The organism is Vagococcus intermedius, assembly GCF_029144185.1.
Classification (GTDB): domain Bacteria; phylum Bacillota; class Bacilli; order Lactobacillales; family Vagococcaceae; genus Vagococcus_D; species Vagococcus_D intermedius.
In genome coordinates this window covers 2,062,150-2,079,337 of sequence record NZ_CP110232.1, presented here as the reverse complement: position 1 = coordinate 2,079,337, position 17,188 = coordinate 2,062,150, and the positions used below count along the sequence as shown (strand labels likewise).

Genomic DNA, 17,188 nt, shown 5'->3' with positions numbered 1-17,188 from the left:
AGATTAGTTTAAAATGAAATGGACAGAATTAAAAATCACAACGGCTAGTGAGGCTGTTGAAGCAATTTCAAATATTATGATGGAAGTAGGCGCCAGCGGTGTGGCAATTGAAGACGCCTTAGATTTAACTAATTTTGTTGAAGGTGATTTTGGTGAAATGATTGACCGTGAAAACTTTGAACACATTACTGAAGGGGCAATTGTGATGGCTTACTTCCCAGAAACTACATTTTTGCCAGAGTTATTGCCAACGATTAAAGAACAAATTTCAAAATTACCAGAGTATGGTTTAGCTATTGGTGAAAATAAAATGGAAATGACAGAAGTCGCCGATGATGATTGGGCAACTGCTTGGAAGAAATATTATCATCCAGTGACAATTAGTCGTTATTTAACAATTGTACCAAACTGGGAAGATTATCAAGCAAAAAATGAACAAGAAAAAATCATTAAATTAGATCCAGGGATGGCATTTGGGACAGGGACACATCCAACTACGATGGTTAGTTTGCATGCATTAGAAATTGTCTTACGTGGTGGCGAAACAGTCCTTGATGTAGGAACGGGTTCAGGCGTCTTGAGTATAGCGAGTAAACATTTAGGTGCTGAGGAAGTGTATGCGTATGATTTAGATGATGTTGCCGTAGCAGCCGCTCAAGAAAATATGGATTTAAATCCTGTTGCAAAAGATGTGAAAGTGAGTGCCAATGATTTACTTAAAGGTATTGAGATTGAGGCAGATGTGATTGTTGCTAATATTTTAGCTGATATTATTTTGCGTTTGATCCCCGATGCATTCAAGTTGGTCAAAGCTGGTGGTAAATTTATCGTATCAGGCATTATTGCAGATAAAAAAGAAGAAGTTTTAGCAGCGCTATTAGCTCAAGGCTTTAAATTAGATGAGACGTTAAAACAAGGTGATTGGTACGGTATTATTTTAAGTAAACCAATGCCAGAGGAGTAGTCAGAAATGCAACGTTATTTTATAAAAGAAAACTATCATACGAGTGATCCAGAATCTTTAAAACTTATAGGGGATGATTTTCATCATGCTGCGCATGTTATGCGAATGAAGGTCGGACAGGAATGTTTTTTAGTTTTTCAAGACGAGGTTGCAGTTCGTGCTAAAGTGACAGAGCTGTTAGAAGATTACTTATTATTAGAAGAAGTAGCCAAGGAAGAGCAAGAGAAAGAACTACCACTAAATGTGACAATCGCTTGTGGTTACACTAAAGGTGATAAGCTTGATTTGGTAGTTCAAAAAGGAACAGAAATGGGAGCCTATCAGTTCTTAGGCTTTCCAGGTCAGACCTCTGTTGTAAAATGGGATCACAAGAAACTTAAAAAAAAGCAAGAACGTTTAGCAAAAATAGCCAAAGAAGCGGCAGAGCAATCACATCGTCATCTTCAGCCAGAAGTCATTTTATATGAGACTGAGCAATATTTACGAGATACGTTTCAAGAATATGATGTTGTTTTAGTTGCTTATGAAGAATCAGCTAAACAAGGGGAAAAAGGCCAATTAGTAAAAACTCTTCAACAATTGCCTAAGGGTGGTCGTTTATTAGTTCTTTTTGGTCCAGAGGGCGGTTTTTCACCGCAAGAAATAGCAACGTTTACTGAGATGGGTGCCTTGACTTGCGGATTAGGACCAAGAATTTTACGTGCAGAAACAGCACCACTTTATTTACTAGGTGCTATTAGCTACCAATTAGAGTTACTTTAAAAAGGCATCCCCCTTAAGGGGGGCTTTTTTTTTTACAGTACTATGAGAGGTCTATGCTATAATGGACACTAAATATTCCTTTAAAAAAGCTGAGGAGGTGGGTATGCTTGTTACAAGAAATTTTTAATGAACAAAAAACATTTTATCAAACAAATCAGACGTTACCTGTCACTTATCGTTTAAAGCAATTACGACAGTTACAATTATTTTTAACAGAGTGCGAGGATGAATTACTCCTAGCATTAAATGAAGATTTAGGAAAATCTTCAACTGAAAGTTACTTAAGTGAATTAGGTGTTTTGAAGCATAGCCTAACATATACCATAAAAAAATTGGCAACTTGGTGTAAAAAAAAACGGGTCAGCACACCAATCTTTTTATTTCCAGCTAGAAGTTATAGTGTGGCTAGCCCATATGGTAATACTTTAATTATTAGTGCTTATAATTATCCAGTGTTACTGGCTTTAGATCCACTGATTGGTGCGTTAGCTGGCGGTAATGTTGCGATGGTTGGTTTATCTGAGCAGACAAGGGCAGTTAACCGCGTCTTGATGACAAAGGGACAGAGTTATTTTGATAGACATCTAGTTTACTTTTACGAGAGTAACCAAAGACAAAATCAATTATTATTAACACAAGCCTTTGACAAGATATTTTTTACCGGAAGTCCACGTGTCGGCCGACTTATCTTAGAAGCAGCCAGTGACAAGTTAATTCCTGTTACCTTAGAGTTAGGTGGTAAAAGTCCAGCTTTAGTAACGGAATCAGCTGATGTAGAATTGGCAGCTAGCCGCATCGTTTGGGGTAAATTTTTGAATGTAGGTCAGACGTGTGTGGCACCAGATTATTGTTTGGTGGATAAAAAAATAGCAAAAAAATTTCAAACCTTAGTTAAACTTAAAATTTCCGAATTTTATGGTGAGGAACCTGCCGAGTCATCAGACTATGGTCGCTTGATAAGTGCTGAAAAAGTCAACCAGCTAGGGGAGTTGCTCTGCTTGGATGCCCCCTTTGTTTGCGCTGGTGGGGAATTGGTTCCTGAGAAGCGTTATATAGAGCCTACCGTTTTAATGGCACCTATTGAGCAAGAATTGGCTACTATGTCTCAAGAACTATTTGGCCCAATTTTGCCTATACTAGTTTATAGTGAGTTAAAAGAAGCGGAAGCATACATCGCCTCTCGAACTGCTCCATTAGCATTTTATCCCTTTTCTAACGATAAAACAGAGATTAGGCATTTATTGGAGACTTTGAATTTTGGTGGTGCCACCGTTAATGATACTGTATTACACTTAGCAAATCCTAACTTACCTTTTGGTGGGTTTGGTCAATCAGGGATGGGACGTTATCATGGTAAGTATAGTTTTGAAACCTTTACCCATGAAAAAGCAGTGTTAGAGAGAAAAAATTATTTAACTTTAAAAATAATGCACCCGCCTTTTTCCAATTGGAAAGAGCGTTTAGTAAGACTGTTATTGAAATGACAATGCTTATAAAAAAGAGGCGTTAAATTATCGGATTAATTCATCATTTTTGGTGGTGTTATTTGATATGAAATACTAATTTTTGTTATAATACTACTTAATTAGAAAAATAAGGACAGCTGTTTTTAGGAAAGTATAAAATAGCTGATAAAAGTATACAGGTGAAGGAGTGAGACACATGCCAAAAGAAGAAGTATTGAGTGGTGCTCAAGTAATCGAAATAGTCTCAAGTTATATGGGCCCGGAGCATGTTGCATTTGTTAAAAAGGCATGTGAATTTGCCGCAGATGCACATGCTCATCAAGCGAGACAATCAGGAGAGCCCTATATTATTCATCCGATTCAGGTTGCCGGAATACTAGCCCAATTACACATGGATCCTCATACGGTTGCGACAGGTTTTTTACATGATGTAGTAGAAGATACGGAAGTAACTCTTGTACAATTAGCAGAAGAATTTGGTCCAGATGTTGCGATGTTAGTTGACGGTGTAACAAAATTAGGGAAAATTAAATATAAATCACATGAAGAACAATTGGCGGAAAATCATCGGAAGATGCTCTTAGCGATGGCACAAGATTTACGCGTTATTATGGTCAAGTTAGCCGATCGTTTGCATAATATGCGGACGTTGAAGCACTTAAGGGAAGATAAGCAGCGTCGTATTTCTAAAGAAACGTTGGAAATTTACGCACCGCTTGCTCACCGCTTAGGGATGAGCAGAATCAAATGGGAATTAGAAGATACGGCTTTACGTTATTTGAATCCGAATCAATATTACCGTATTGTCCATTTAATGAACTCAAAGCGTGAAGAGCGTGTTGAATATATTGAAGAAACGGTGGAGAATATCCGTGAGTCAATTGATGAATTAGTAATCGAAGGAGACGTCTATGGTCGTCCGAAACATATTTATTCAATTTATCAAAAAATGAAAACCCAGAAAAAAGAATTTGAAGAGATTTATGATTTATTAGCGATTCGTGTCATTGTGTCAACAATTAAGGACTGTTATGCAGTACTTGGAGCCATTCACACGAAGTGGAAACCAATGCCTGGTCGCTTTAAGGATTATATCGCTATGCCAAAGGCCAACATGTATCAATCGCTTCATACGACTGTAATTGGACCGAAAGGCAACCCTGTTGAAGTCCAAATCAGAACCCATGAAATGCATCAGATTGCTGAGTTTGGGGTAGCTGCTCACTGGGCATATAAAGAAGGAAAAACGAGTAAGACTCCTGAAAATCAAGAGTCACGTCAGTTAAGTTGGTTCCATGAAATTATTGAATTGCAAAATGAAAGTAATGATGCGGCTGACTTTATGGAAGGGGTAAAGGGTGATATTTTTAGTGATAAAGTATACGTCTTTACGCCAAAAGGTGATGTAACAGAGTTGCCAAAAGGATCTTGTCCACTTGATTTTGCCTATAATATCCATACTGAAATCGGAAATAAAACAACAGGTGCAAAAGTTAATGGGAAAATGGTACCACTTGATTACAAATTGAAAAATGGTGACATAATTGAGGTATTAACTTCAAATAATTCATTTGGCCCAAGTCGCGATTGGATGAAGATGGTTGCAACGTCTAAGGCTCGCAATAAAATCAAACGTTTTTTCAAAGTTCAAGACCGCGAAATGAATGTGGTTCGTGGGAAAGAGGCGCTAGAAAAGCAATTGTTAAACTTAGAGTTTAAGCCAAAAGAGTTTCTAGTCAAAAACAAAGTGAGTAAGGCCCTTGAACGGTTTAATTTTCAAGGTGAAGATGATTTGTATGCCGCTATTGGTTTTGGTGAATTGACAGCACATGCTGTGGCACATTGTTTAACTGAAAAAGAGCGTATTGAACGTGAAAAAGAACGTCAAAAACAAGAAGAGGAAGAGTTATTAACACAACCAGTCAAAAAAGAAACTGATAAGATCAAAGTGCGTCATGAAGATGGAATAGTTATCCAAGGTGTGGAAAACTTATTAATTCGGATTAGTCGTTGTTGTAATCCGGTTCCTGGAGACAAAATTGTAGGCTACATTACAAAAGGGCGTGGTATTTCCATTCATCGAGGAGATTGTCCAAATATTGTTAATAATGAAACAGTTGAACAACGTCTGATTGAGGTGGAGTGGGAAGATACAGCCGCAGATAGTGAGAAAGAATATCATGCAGATTTAGAAGTGTATGGTTATAATCGGACAGGGCTATTAAATGATGTCTTACAAGTGGTAAATGCCACCACTAAAAATTTAATCAGTTTGGAAGCAAAGCCGGGTAAAAATAAAATGGCAGTCATTCAAGTGACTGTGATGATAAAAAATCTGTCTCACTTAGAAAAAATTGTGGATAAAATTAAAAGCGTACCGGATGTTCACAGTGTTCGTCGAACAAATGGTTAGGGAAAAGGAGCTAAGATCATGAAAGTAGTTTTGCAAAGAGTTGCCTCAGCTAGCGTGGCAATTGAAGGAGAAGTTATTTCAGAAATTAAACAAGGTTTTTTATTACTTGTGGGCGTTAAAAATGGCGATACTCAAGAGGAAGCGGATTATCTAGTTAATAAAATTAGTAAGTTACGTGTCTTTGAAGATGAAGATGAACGAATGAATCTTAGTTTAGCTGATGTCGAGGGTGAGATTTTATCAGTGTCACAATTTACTTTATTAGCTAACACTAGAAAAGGAACGCGTCCAAGCTTTGTTGACGCTGCTAAACCTGCTGAGGCAACCGCCTTATATGATTATTTTAATACAGAATTAAGAGCAAAAGGCTTTCCAGTATCAGAGGGTAAATTTGGTGCAGATATGGCGGTCAGTTTATTAAATGATGGTCCGGTAACAATTATTTTTGATACAGAAAACAAATAAAAAAGCAGACTCATATGAGTCTGCTTTTTTATTTGCTTTCAAAATACTCAGTTAAGCCATCTGTCACAGATTTGGCAACCAGTTTTTGATAAGTTTTAGTAATAAATTGTTGCATGTCCAAATCGTTATTCATATATCCCAACTCTAGTAGTAGAGAAGGGGTGTTACTTTCACGGATGACAAGAAAATCTCCCAGCGCAACGCCCCGATTAACTAAAGGAATATTTTTTTCGAGATGCTTATTAATGACCTCTCCCAAAGGAATGTCTTTTTCGTGATAGTAATAGGTTGTAAAGCCAGTTGCTTGATTGCTGAGACCAGATGAATCATAGTGAAAACTAATAAAAACATCGGCATTGACTAATTCGCCTCGTAAGGGAATTTCTTGTAAATCAACAAAAGTATCATTGCTCCGAGTCATCACGACATTGGCGCCTGTCTTGTCGAGCGCTTTTTCGACAAATCGTGCAGATGACAAGGTAATCATTTTTTCATAAATAATGCCATCGTTGCTAATTGCTCCGACATCTGAGCCACCATGTCCCGCATCTAAAATAATAATTTTATCAGCTAGAGGACTGATTTGATAAGGGGCTTTTTTATCGGGTTTTGAAAAATTGACGGTCCAGTTAGGGAGGTACCCAATTTGTTTATCAGGTGAGAGAACTTTGTACCAATCGCCCTTAGTACCTAGATAAATTAGTTCGTCACCATAAGTTAAGGTATAGATACTTTCACTACTACGCTTGGCTTTAGCCCGAATATAGGTTCCATTTTGACGTGCGTAGAGTTTATTAGTAAGAGGAGCATCGATTTTTTTTCGAGAACCCATCTTAATTGAACGGTTCGAAATCCATCCTTCTTTTTTACCCGCGCGCACCTGGGACCAGCCACTTTGTTCAGATGAAATAGTGATTTTTGTACCAGATTTTAGCGTTGTAATAGTAGGACTGTCTTCTTTTGGCTTTAGTAATAATTTAGTTTTATCTTGACGGATAGTAGCTGTAAGGTTAGTAGCAGGACTTTTTTGACCTTTGTTGCTATCACTGATTGCGACCCATCCTTTTTTGTTATTACTAAGTTTAACTCGGTACCAATCACGTTTTTGGTTGAGGACGAACAAGGTATCTCCTTGTTGAACTTCTTTAACCGTACCAGAATTTTTTTTAGGTTGAGTGTGAATCTGGGCTGTCTTTTTTGTGATAATAATTTGCTTTTGAGGATTCAAATTATGTATCGAAAGAAAGACTGTGACAACAAAGGCTATGACTAAAGTAACAATTGCGGCTAATAACCACGGAGTTAACCGTTTCTTATTTCCTGTTAGTTTCATAGAGACTCCTTGTATGGTTGTTCATTCAATAATTTATTATAGCAAAAAAAAAGCAGTTAGAGTAGTTACAATCAGATTAAATTATTGAGTACTTGACTTTTTGTGGTTTTTTTAGTAATTTTAAAGTAGTATAGATGAATCGATGAAAGAGCATGGTCATTATAAACTTACTCCAGAGAAAATTACCTTGGCTGAAAGTAATTGTGAGATTAGATGATACGGACACTCTGGAGATGAATAGTAAAAAACTATTCCGTTACGAGCGTTAATCGTTAGAGTGGGGAGACTTGTCTTCCAAGTATAGGTGGTACCACGTATGAAGATACGTCCTTGTTTATCAGAGTGATAGGCAGGGGCTTTTTTATTTTAATCGCGGAACAGAGTAAATAAATTAAAGGAAGAGGTAATAAGAGTGGCTTATCAAAAACCAAAAGGAACAGCAGATATTTTACCAGGCAAAGTTGAAAAATGGCAGTTTATTGAGGCAACAGCACGTAGCTTGTTTAAAACATATGAATTCCATGAGATTCGCACACCAATTTTTGAGCACTACGAAGTGATTTCTCGTAGTGTAGGGGATACGACAGATATTGTGTCAAAAGAAATGTATGATTTTAAAGACAAAGGTGATCGTCACGTGACATTACGTCCAGAAGGTACAGCACCTATCGTTCGTTCTTTTGTTGAAAACAAACTATTTGGTCCTGAACATCAAAAACCTTACAAAGTTTACTATATGGGACCAATGTTTCGCTATGAGCGTCCTCAAGCTGGACGTTTTCGCCAATTTCATCAAATTGGAGCAGAAGTTTTTGGTAGCAATAATCCAGCAACCGATGTTGAAGCAATGATGATGGCAATGGCTTTTTACCGTCAATTAGGAGTAAAACATATTCGTCTTGTGGTTAATTCACTGGGGTCAAAAGAAGACCGCTTGACATATCGTCAAGCGCTAATTGACTATTTAGAACCTAGAACGGCTGAATTGAGTCACGATTCTCAAAAAAGACTACATGACAATCCCTTACGTGTCTTAGACAGTAAGGATCAAAAAGATCAAGAAATCGTGGCGCAAGCCCCATCAATTTTAGATTATTTGAGTGAAGAGTCTGCAAGTTTCTTCAATGAGGTCAAAACACTACTAGAAGCCTTAGAAGTTCCTTATGAGATAGATCATCGTATGGTACGAGGTCTCGATTATTATAACCATACTATCTTTGAAATTATGAGTGATGCTCCAGGTTTTGGTGGGGCTATTACAACCATCTGTGCTGGTGGTCGATATGATGGTTTAGTTGAAGAGCTGGGTGGTCCTGAAACAGCTGGCTTTGGTTTTGCTTTAGGAGTGGAGCGAGCTTTAATTACATTAGATGCTGAAGGTATTGAGGTGCCTGCTACGCCAACGGTTGATGTCTATGTGGTTGGTTTGGGTGAGGAGACAAACTTAGAAACATTGAAACTTGTTCAAAGTATTCGCCAAACAGGGCTAGTTGCTGAACGTGATTTTATGTCACGTAAAGTGAAAGCTCAATTTAAAACAGCCAACAAATTACAAGCAAAATTAGTGCTAACCTTAGGAGAAACTGAGTTAGCCGAAGGCAATGTTAAAGTTAAAAATATGATAACAGGTCAAGAAGAAACGCTATCTTTACAAACAATTCATACAGATTTTAAAAAAGTTTTTGAGACACTTACAAGTGAGTCGACCAATTAAAAGAGAGTAAGCAATTTTTAGGAGGAAATTTAAATGTCAAAGCGTACCAATTATTGTGGTGAAATTACAAAAGCAGAATTAGAGCAAACAGTAACGTTAAAAGGATGGGTAAAGAAACGTCGTGACTTAGGTAACTTAATTTTTATCGATTTACGTGATCGTACTGGTTTTGTTCAAGTAGTTTTCAACCCTGAAACTGCAGAGCAAGCGTGGAAGATTGCTGATTCATGTCGTTCTGAATATGTTATTGAGATTACAGGGATCGTTTCAGCGCGTCAGGGTTCAGCTATTAATCCAAATATGGCGACAGGTGAAGTAGAAATTATTGCAAGTGAGATTGAAATCTTAAATGCAGCTAAAACAACGCCTTTCTTAATTGATGACAATGAAACAGTTAACGATGAATTACGTTTGAAATACCGTTATTTGGATTTACGTCGTCCAGAGATGCAAAATAATCTACGTATGCGTCATGATATTACGAGAACTGTCCGTAATTATCTAGATAATGAAGGCTTTATGGATGTTGAAACGCCTTATTTAAATAAATCAACACCAGAAGGAGCGCGTGATTATTTAGTGCCATCACGTATTCAAGAAGGACATTTTTACGCGTTACCACAGTCACCACAGATTACAAAACAATTGTTGATGGGGGCTGGATTTGACCGCTATTATCAAATAGTTCGTTGTTTCCGTGATGAAGATTTACGTGGAGACCGTCAACCAGAATTTACACAAATTGATATTGAAACAAGCTTCTTAACACCAGAAGAAATTCAAGATCACACAGAGGCACTTGTTGCGAAAGTAATGAAAGAAGTCAAAGGGGTAGAGGTGACGTTACCATTCCCACGTATGAGTTATGATGATGCTATGGCTCGTTATGGTAGTGATAAACCAGATACTCGCTTTGGTATGGAATTAATTGATTTATCTGATGCAGTAAAAGAGGTTGAATTTAAAGTCTTCCAAATGGCATTAGAAAATGGGGGTCAAGTGAAAGCAATTGTTGCTAAAGGAGCAGCTGACACTTATTCACGTAAAGATATGGATAACTTTGGAACATTTGTCACACAATTTGGGGCTAAAGGATTAGCTTGGTTAAAAGTTGATGAGGAAGGTGTAAAAGGACCAATTGCTAAATTCATGACAGGCAAAGAAGCTGATTTGTTAGCAGTAACAGGTGCTGAAGCTGGCGATATTATTATGTTTTCAGCCGACAAAGCGGAAGTAGTGGCAGCGTCATTAGGCGCTTTGCGTAATCGTTTAGCTAAAGAGTTAAACTTAATTGACGACTCTGCCTATAATTTTTTATGGGTCGTTGATTGGCCATTATTGGAGTATGATGAAGAAGCGGGTCGCTATACATCAGCTCACCATCCATTCACCATGCCAAAAGAAAGTGATTTAGCTTTATTAGAAACAGCTCCTGAGAAAGTCTATGCTGAAGCCTATGATATCGTATTAAATGGCTACGAATTAGGAGGCGGTTCTTCAAGAATTCACAAACGTGAGATCCAAGAACAAATGTTTAAAGTCTTAGGCTTCACAAAAGAATCAGCAGAAGAACAATTCGGCTTCTTATTAGATGCTCTTGACTTTGGTTTCCCACCACATGGTGGTATTGCTTTAGGTCTAGACCGTTTAGCGATGTTATTAGCAGGTAAAGATAATATTCGTGAAGTGATTGCTTTCCCTAAAAATAGTAAAGCAATTGATCCAATGAACGAGGCACCTGGCCAAGTCTCAGAAGCACAATTAGCAGAATTAAGTTTATCTGTTGCTGGAACTATGATTAAAGAATAAGAATAGTATTAAAGAAAGGGTAAGCCTAGAGGGTTACCCTTTCTTTGTATACTAGTTAGTCGTATAATGTAGTTATTAAATAGCTGAGGAGAGAATCATTACAAAATGAAAGAATTCCAGAAGAAGTTATCCAATTATGAGTACACGACCAAAGGGTCGGTAGCGGTGCTGTATGCCTTGCTTGCAGCCATTGCCTTAAATCTATTTTGGCAGCCCGGACATATCTACGCAAGTGGTGTGACAGGTATTGCCCAAATTGTTACCACTGTGATGGGGAAATGGTTAGGTCAAGAGCCTCCAGTTTCTGTTATCTATTACGCGCTTAATATCCCTTTGTTCATTGTAGCCTGGCGAAAAATAAGCAAAAAATTTACAATTTTCACATTTATCACAGTCACGTTAGCAACGGTTGCTATTCAGTTAGTTCCGGTAACAACGTTAACCAATGACCCGATTATTTGTGCAATTTTTGGTGGGGCAATTAATGGTTTTGCAATCGGCTTAGCCTTAAAAAATGGAATTTCATCTGGTGGTTTAGATATCATTAGTATTACGATTCGTCAAGCAACTGGTCGAAATGTTGGGGCGATTAACACGATTTTAAATGGGATGATTGCTTTTACAGCAGGTTATTTATTTGGCTGGCAGTATTCTTTTTATAGTTTGTTGTCAATCTTTGTGACAGGGAAAGTTACTGATTTGGTTTTTACTAAACAACAAAAAATGCAAGTCATGATTATTACCAATAAACCAGAAGCTGTTATCGAAAGTGTTCAGGACCGTTTACGTCGTGGCATTACAATCATCAATGATGCTGAGGGAGCATTCAAGCATGATAAAAAAACGATTTTATTTACTGTTATTACGCGTTACGAGATGCATTCATTAGAAGATGCGATGGAAGATGCCGATCCAAGTGCTTTTGTAAGTATTGCGGATAATGTCAAAATTTTAGGTAACTTCTATGATCCAGGGATGTAAAAAAACTCAGCCATTTGGCTGAGTTTTTTTATTTAACTAGTCTGTTACTTAGAGATATGTTGACAAGAAGCGTTCTTTTTCATGACGAGCTAACTGTTTAAAGGCATACTCAGCTTGCATGGCAGCGCGTTTTGTGTCAAATACTTCTTTATAAATCATTTGCATCGGCTGTCTCTTTTTCACTCGAGTATATTTGGCGCCGGTCCCACTATTGTGTTGTTTCAATCTTCTTTCGGGATCAATCGTGTAACCACCATAAAAGGTATTGTCAGCACAAAGTAAAACATAAAAATAGTGAGAGGTGACGATTTCTTTACTCTCCATAAAGCATACTCCTAACTGCATCTAAGTAATTTCCTTGTTCATCATAGACTTGTAGGGGAGGTAAAATCTTAAGCCCGCCTGGCTTACCCTGACGAATCCCTTCAACAAGTAAGATATTTGCTTCTTTCCCACTTTTAGGGTAAACAAACTGGACCCGTTTCGGCATAATGTGATATTTTTTCATAGTTTCCAAAATATCTAGCAGGCGCTCTGGTCGATGAACTATTGCCAATTTCCCGTTAAATTTTAGTAAACCTGAGGATTCTTGAATAACGGTATCCAAATTTGTTTTTATCTCATGACGGGCAATGGCTAAATAAGGATTTGGATTTTTTTGATTGGTAGGTAATTCTTTAAAATAAGGTGGATTACAAACCACTAAGTCGACCGAATCTTTTTTTATCGCATGGGTAACATTTTTTAAATCCATGGTCAGCATTGAGAGTTGGGACTCTAAACCATTTAATTGAATGCTGCGACGGCCCATATCAGCTAAGCGTTCTTGTAATTCTACGCCAATAATATGTGCCGAGGTTTTGCGACTCATAAAAAGACTTACTGCGCCATTGCCTGCACATAAATCCACAATTGTTCCACGCTTTGGTAGTCCGGCGAAATTTGCCAGTAAGACGGCATCTAGTGAAAAAGAAAAGACCTCATGACTTTGAATTATTTGAATATCATCGGCATAAAGTTGGTCAATTCGTTCGTTTTCATATAATAGTTCTGACATGTCATAAGCTCCTTTTAGCAATAATCGTTTTATATTATAGCACGAAGTCACCTAATAGCAGAAAAAACTTGCAAGTCAGCCTGATATTCGTCATACTATGGTGGAAAATAGAAAAAGTGAGGCGAAATAAATGTTTTTTAGATGTATGCGTCAAATTGTCCGATTGTTATTATGGCTTGTCAATGGCCGTGCTAGCTATGAACAAAAAGAAAAATTACCGACAGAGACAAATTATATTTTAGTAGGCCCGCATCGTACGTGGTGGGATCCTTTATATTTTGCTTTAGCAGCTTCTCCCAAGGAATTTAGTTTTATGGCTAAGGAAGAATTATTTAAAAATCCTATTCTACGTTTTATATTAAAAAAAGCGCATGCTTTTCCAGTTAAACGTGATAACCCTGGTCCAAGTGTTATTAAAACGCCAGTTAAGTCCTTAAAAAACTCTGATTTGAGTTTAATTATGTTTCCCAGTGGCACACGTCACTCTGAGGAGTTAAAGGGTGGCGCAGCCTTGATTGCTAAAATGGCAAAAGTCCCAATTGTCCCAGCTGTCTATCAAGGCCCAGTTACGTTAGGAGGACTTTTTAAACGTCAAAAAGTAACCGTTCGTTTTGGTGATCCAATTGATATTAGTGATGTGACAAAAATGAATCAAGTGGGGATTGAGGAAGTTGAGCGTCGTATGACCAGTGCATTTAAACAATTGGATCAAGAAGTTAATCCAGATTTTGTTTATGAGATTAAAAAGAAAAGAGACTAGAATCTAAAAAGGTTCTCGTCTTTTTCTTTTTTAGTCAGAGTTTCTGCTTACTTTCTTTAATTAATTGCTAGTTATTTGTTATAATGGAGGGAAGCTTAAAAATTGTTGCAACAGGTAAGTTTTTTATTACTTGAGAAAATCTATGGTGCAGCTAGAAATGAGGCAATTGCTATGAAGTGGAGTATTCCTGAAAAAACGGTACAGTTAGGCCGGCGTTATGCAGATGACGGCCGTGTGACTGGTATTACACAAGACTTAACCCATGAAATCTGGCACGCAGATGTTATTGGGTCAAAAATATATCAAATAGAATTAGATGGGACGCCAAAAGAAAATGATCGCTGTACTTGTCAGTTTTGGCACGAGCATCACTACTGTAAACATACTGTAGCAGTAGAGTTGACGTTGAGAGATAAGGGGTTAAACCGTGTGTTAAAGCAAAATCCAACGTTGAAACAGACCTATAAAGCCCCAAGCTTAGCTAGTTTATTTACAAATGGTTTTACTAAGTTACAACAAGAGATGACTGAGAAGGTCTTGCAAGAACATCAAGCTCTCCAAATCGGGTTCCAGATAGATAGTGTGGAAGTTTCAAGTTATCATCCAGAAAAAAATGTTTTTGGATTGGCCTTGAAGATTGGTTTTTTAAATGAGCGGCTGTATGTTGTGAAAAATGTTGGCGAATTTTTAAAATTGTTTGAGCAACAAGGCGTTTATCGCTTAGATGAGCAACGTGAGTTTTCATTAAATTATACCAATTTTAATGAAAGTGACCGTCAATTGTTACGAGAAATTTTAGCTATTTATCGCAGTAATCAATTATTAGCTAGTAATGGGATTCAGGTTAAAGGGAGTATCAAGCAACGCTACTTACTACTCCCTAATCATGCTGTTAAGGAACTTATCTTAAAATTACAACAAGCACAAAAATTACAGTTAGTTATTAATAAAAAACAGCGAGAATATATTCGTTTTACAACCGAAACATTGCCATTAACTTTTAGAATAAAACCTAAAAAATCTGGTTATTTATTAATGATTGACAACCCACTAGATGGCTATTGGTCTAGTTATAGTTGGGCAAATTGCGGTCAAACCATGTATGAACTATCTAAGAGACAACAAGAAATTTATGATATGCTACAGCAATTGTTGAAAAGAACAGAAAAACCAGAAGTTTTTTATGACCAAACCGAGGTGGCAGATTTATTTTCATATGTTTTACCGGAGTTGTCCGAAATTGGTGAGATTGTGGTAGATGATATTTTGGCGCAGGAATTGGTACATTACCCTTTAAAAAGTCAGATTGTATTAAGCATATCAGAGGATAAGCTTTGTGCGAGAGTAGATTTTCGTTATGGTGAGGAGATTGTCTCCACTGATCCTAATCTTACAACCAAGACTGAGCTAACTAGCTTAGTTGTAAGGGATAATATTCAAGAAAGCCGGTTATTAAAATTATTGGAACATGCCGGTTACGTTAAAAGGGCAACCAATTTTCAAAAAACATTGCCAAGTGGGCAAGCCTTATACGAATTATTTACCAGTGAACTTCCTAAATTTAGACAAGTAACAGAGGTTGTTGTAGAAGATAGTTTGAGTAGTCAGTACTTAGAGGCAGTGCAGTATCAACCTCAAATTGATTTGTCTGAAGAAGGCTCGTGGTTAGATATTCGTTTTGATATTTCTAACATTGATGAAACAGAAATCACTGCTTTAGTTGGAAGCTTACTTGAAAAAAAAGCGTTTCATCAACTAGAAAATGGTCAAATTATTTCATTAGAAACGGAAGACTTTCAACAAACAAGTGAAGCTTTGGCTAAACTTAGAGGCTATCTAAGTTATCAGGATGGGCACTTAGTTGTTCCTAAGCACCTTGGCTTACAAGTAGAAGAAGCTTTTGAGGGAATAACTGAAACAGAATTCAGCTTAGATTTTACAGAATTAGTCGAAGAGCTAACTCATCCAGCAGCTTATGACGTAGCGCTACCGAAAGGTCTAAGGGCGACATTGAGAAGCTACCAAGAAGAAGGCTACCGTTGGTTTAAGGTCTTGAGTAAATATCATTTTGGAGGGATCTTAGCAGATGATATGGGATTGGGTAAAACAGTTCAAGCAATTGCCTACTTGTTGTCAGAGAAAGAAACTGGCCGAGTAAAAGAACCTTCGATAGTCGTCGCACCTGCCAGTTTGATTTATAACTGGCAAGTTGAGTGTGCAAAGTTTGCTCCTAATTTAAAAACAATCATTGTAACAGGGAGTAAAAAAGACCGACAAAAACTATTGGCAGAAACCTCAGCGTACGATGTCATTATTACATCATACGCTGGTGTGCGCCAAGATATTGAATTTTATCAAGAGACTAAATGGCACTGTCTGATTTTGGATGAGGCACAGGCTATTAAAAATTCAGCAACTAAAACATTTCAAGCCATGAAAGATTTAAAAACAGTGCAACGTTTTGCTTTAAGTGGGACACCTGTTGAAAATGATATTGAAGAACTTTGGGCGTTGTTTCATATGCTGATGCCTGGTTTTTTCCCACCTAAGACAAAGTTTAAAAAAATGGCTACAGAAGAAATTGCAAGAATGATTCAACCCTTTATTTTAAGACGCGATAAGCGTCATGTACTGAAAGATCTGCCTGATAAAATAGAAACCAATTTGTATTCAGCTTTGACAGACGAACAGAAAAAAGTTTATATGGCTTATTTAAGACAAATGCAAGCCTCAGTTAATGGAATGTCATCGACTGATTTTAAACAGAATCGAATGTCTATTTTGGCAGGCTTAACTCGTCTACGTCAGATTTGTTGTGATCCACGTTTATTTATTGAGGATTACGCGGGAGAATCTGGCAAGCTAGAGCAAGTAAAAGATTTGATTTTATCTGCCAAAGCGAATGGACGCCGAATTTTACTTTTTTCTCAATTTACAAGTATGTTATCTTTGATAGAAACTGAGTTACAAGAGTTGGCGATTGATAGTTTTTATTTACGTGGGAGTACCAAACCAGAAGAGCGCTTAAAGATGGTTGATGCTTTTAACGAGGGAGAAAAAGATGTCTTTTTAATTTCACTAAAAGCAGGCGGAACAGGTCTCAATTTAACAGGTGCTGATACGGTTATTTTATATGATTTATGGTGGAATCCTGCGGTAGAAGAACAAGCAGCCGGTAGAGCTCATCGTATGGGTCAAAAGAAAGTGGTCGAAGTTTGGCGTTTGATTGCCGAAGGAACTATTGAGGAAAAGATGGATCAGTTACAACAAGACAAGCGAGATTTATTTGCTAAAGTGATGACGACACCGGCCGAAAAAGAATTAGGAAAATTAACTGAAGATGATATTCGAGAAATATTAAATGGTGGTGTGTTAGACTTACCGGAATAGAAAACATGAAGAAGTAGCGACGTTGGGCCTCCAATGTCGCTACTTCTTGCTATGCTTATGATCAAGATAAATTG

13 protein-coding genes and 1 other annotated feature are annotated in these 17,188 nt (G+C 37.4%); of the genes, 10 read left to right on the top strand and 3 right to left on the bottom strand.

Translation table 11 applies throughout. The annotated features are described in order from the left end of the window. The first annotated feature begins 13 nt into the window (after positions 1-13). The 5 genes from prmA to dtd all read left to right on the top strand — a co-directional run bounded on the left by prmA (position 14) and on the right by dtd (position 6,070). Positions 14-964, top strand: coding sequence for a 50S ribosomal protein L11 methyltransferase (gene prmA, locus OL234_RS09665; RefSeq protein ID WP_275469019.1), 951 nt, complete (start codon positions 14-16; stop codon positions 962-964). A gap of 6 nt (positions 965-970) precedes the next feature. Beyond that, complete coding sequence (locus OL234_RS09660; RefSeq protein WP_275469018.1) at positions 971-1,726, top strand: 16S rRNA (uracil(1498)-N(3))-methyltransferase; 756 nt, start codon at positions 971-973, stop codon at positions 1,724-1,726. 107 nt (positions 1,727-1,833) lie between these two features. Further along, positions 1,834-3,210, top strand: coding sequence for an aldehyde dehydrogenase family protein (locus tag OL234_RS09655; protein ID WP_275469017.1), 1,377 nt, complete (start codon positions 1,834-1,836; stop codon positions 3,208-3,210). 178 nt (positions 3,211-3,388) lie between these two features. After that, on the top strand, positions 3,389-5,605 hold the full coding sequence (locus tag OL234_RS09650; RefSeq protein WP_275469016.1) for a RelA/SpoT family protein: 2,217 nt from the start codon (positions 3,389-3,391) through the stop codon (positions 5,603-5,605). Between the two features lie 18 nt (positions 5,606-5,623). Beyond that, complete coding sequence (gene dtd, locus OL234_RS09645) at positions 5,624-6,070, top strand: D-aminoacyl-tRNA deacylase (protein ID WP_275469015.1); 447 nt, start codon at positions 5,624-5,626, stop codon at positions 6,068-6,070. A 28-nt stretch (positions 6,071-6,098) separates the two neighbouring features. Here dtd and OL234_RS09640 read toward each other — a convergent pair whose 3' ends face one another. Next, complete coding sequence (locus OL234_RS09640) at positions 6,099-7,403, bottom strand: N-acetylmuramoyl-L-alanine amidase family protein (RefSeq protein WP_275469014.1); 1,305 nt, start codon at positions 7,401-7,403, stop codon at positions 6,099-6,101. Between the two features lie 133 nt (positions 7,404-7,536). Next, positions 7,537-7,738, top strand: a binding site (T-box leader). Between the two features lie 77 nt (positions 7,739-7,815). Here OL234_RS09640 and hisS point away from each other — a divergent pair. The 3 genes from hisS (at position 7,816) to OL234_RS09625 (ending at position 11,907) form a co-directional block, all read left to right on the top strand. Beyond that, the gene (gene hisS, locus OL234_RS09635; protein WP_275469013.1) at positions 7,816-9,117 is read left to right on the top strand and encodes a histidine--tRNA ligase; all 1,302 of its coding nucleotides are present in this window, start codon (positions 7,816-7,818) and stop codon (positions 9,115-9,117) included. Positions 9,118-9,150: 33 nt separating this feature from the next. Beyond that, entirely contained in the window at positions 9,151-10,926 is a 1,776-nt protein-coding gene (gene aspS / locus OL234_RS09630; RefSeq protein WP_275469012.1) for an aspartate--tRNA ligase, read from the top strand. 105 nt (positions 10,927-11,031) lie between these two features. Beyond that, a complete protein-coding gene (locus tag OL234_RS09625) occupies positions 11,032-11,907 on the top strand; it encodes a YitT family protein (RefSeq protein WP_275469011.1) in 876 nt (291 codons plus the stop codon). Between the two features lie 48 nt (positions 11,908-11,955). Here OL234_RS09625 and OL234_RS09620 read toward each other — a convergent pair whose 3' ends face one another. Together OL234_RS09620 and OL234_RS09615 are read right to left on the bottom strand one after the other, a co-directional pair. Continuing rightward, positions 11,956-12,231 carry a GIY-YIG nuclease family protein gene (locus OL234_RS09620; protein WP_275469010.1) on the bottom strand — a complete coding sequence of 92 codons (276 nt, stop codon included), beginning with the start codon at positions 12,229-12,231 and terminating at the stop codon, positions 11,956-11,958. Further along, entirely contained in the window at positions 12,221-12,964 is a 744-nt protein-coding gene (locus tag OL234_RS09615; protein ID WP_275469009.1) for a tRNA1(Val) (adenine(37)-N6)-methyltransferase, read from the bottom strand. The genes OL234_RS09620 and OL234_RS09615 overlap by 11 nt, the downstream gene beginning before the upstream one ends. Positions 12,965-13,094: 130 nt before the next feature. On the opposite strand from OL234_RS09615, the gene OL234_RS09610 reads away from it, so the two are divergent. Both OL234_RS09610 and OL234_RS09605 read left to right on the top strand, forming a co-directional pair. After that, a complete protein-coding gene (locus OL234_RS09610; protein ID WP_275469008.1) occupies positions 13,095-13,724 on the top strand; it encodes a lysophospholipid acyltransferase family protein in 630 nt (209 codons plus the stop codon). Positions 13,725-13,895: 171 nt separating this feature from the next. After that, on the top strand, positions 13,896-17,114 hold the full coding sequence (locus tag OL234_RS09605; RefSeq protein ID WP_275470149.1) for a DEAD/DEAH box helicase: 3,219 nt from the start codon (positions 13,896-13,898) through the stop codon (positions 17,112-17,114). Positions 17,115-17,188 lie beyond the last annotated feature (74 nt).

What these genes read in the sequence shown, in the direction of transcription:
- prmA (WP_275469019.1), top strand. Translation starts at nt 14, where the DNA reads ATGAAATGGACAGAATTAAAAATCACAACGGCTAGTGAGGCTGTTGAA.
- OL234_RS09660 (WP_275469018.1), top strand. Translation starts at nt 971, where the DNA reads ATGCAACGTTATTTTATAAAAGAAAACTATCATACGAGTGATCCAGAA.
- aspS (WP_275469012.1), top strand. Translation starts at nt 9,151, where the DNA reads ATGTCAAAGCGTACCAATTATTGTGGTGAAATTACAAAAGCAGAATTA.
- OL234_RS09650 (WP_275469016.1), top strand. Translation starts at nt 3,389, where the DNA reads ATGCCAAAAGAAGAAGTATTGAGTGGTGCTCAAGTAATCGAAATAGTC.
- dtd (WP_275469015.1), top strand. Translation starts at nt 5,624, where the DNA reads ATGAAAGTAGTTTTGCAAAGAGTTGCCTCAGCTAGCGTGGCAATTGAA.
- OL234_RS09605 (WP_275470149.1), top strand. Translation starts at nt 13,896, where the DNA reads ATGAAGTGGAGTATTCCTGAAAAAACGGTACAGTTAGGCCGGCGTTAT.
- OL234_RS09615 (WP_275469009.1), bottom strand. Translation starts at nt 12,964, where the DNA reads ATGTCAGAACTATTATATGAAAACGAACGAATTGACCAACTTTATGCC.
- OL234_RS09640 (WP_275469014.1), bottom strand. Translation starts at nt 7,403, where the DNA reads ATGAAACTAACAGGAAATAAGAAACGGTTAACTCCGTGGTTATTAGCC.
- OL234_RS09610 (WP_275469008.1), top strand. Translation starts at nt 13,095, where the DNA reads ATGTTTTTTAGATGTATGCGTCAAATTGTCCGATTGTTATTATGGCTT.
- OL234_RS09625 (WP_275469011.1), top strand. Translation starts at nt 11,032, where the DNA reads ATGAAAGAATTCCAGAAGAAGTTATCCAATTATGAGTACACGACCAAA.
- OL234_RS09620 (WP_275469010.1), bottom strand. Translation starts at nt 12,231, where the DNA reads ATGGAGAGTAAAGAAATCGTCACCTCTCACTATTTTTATGTTTTACTT.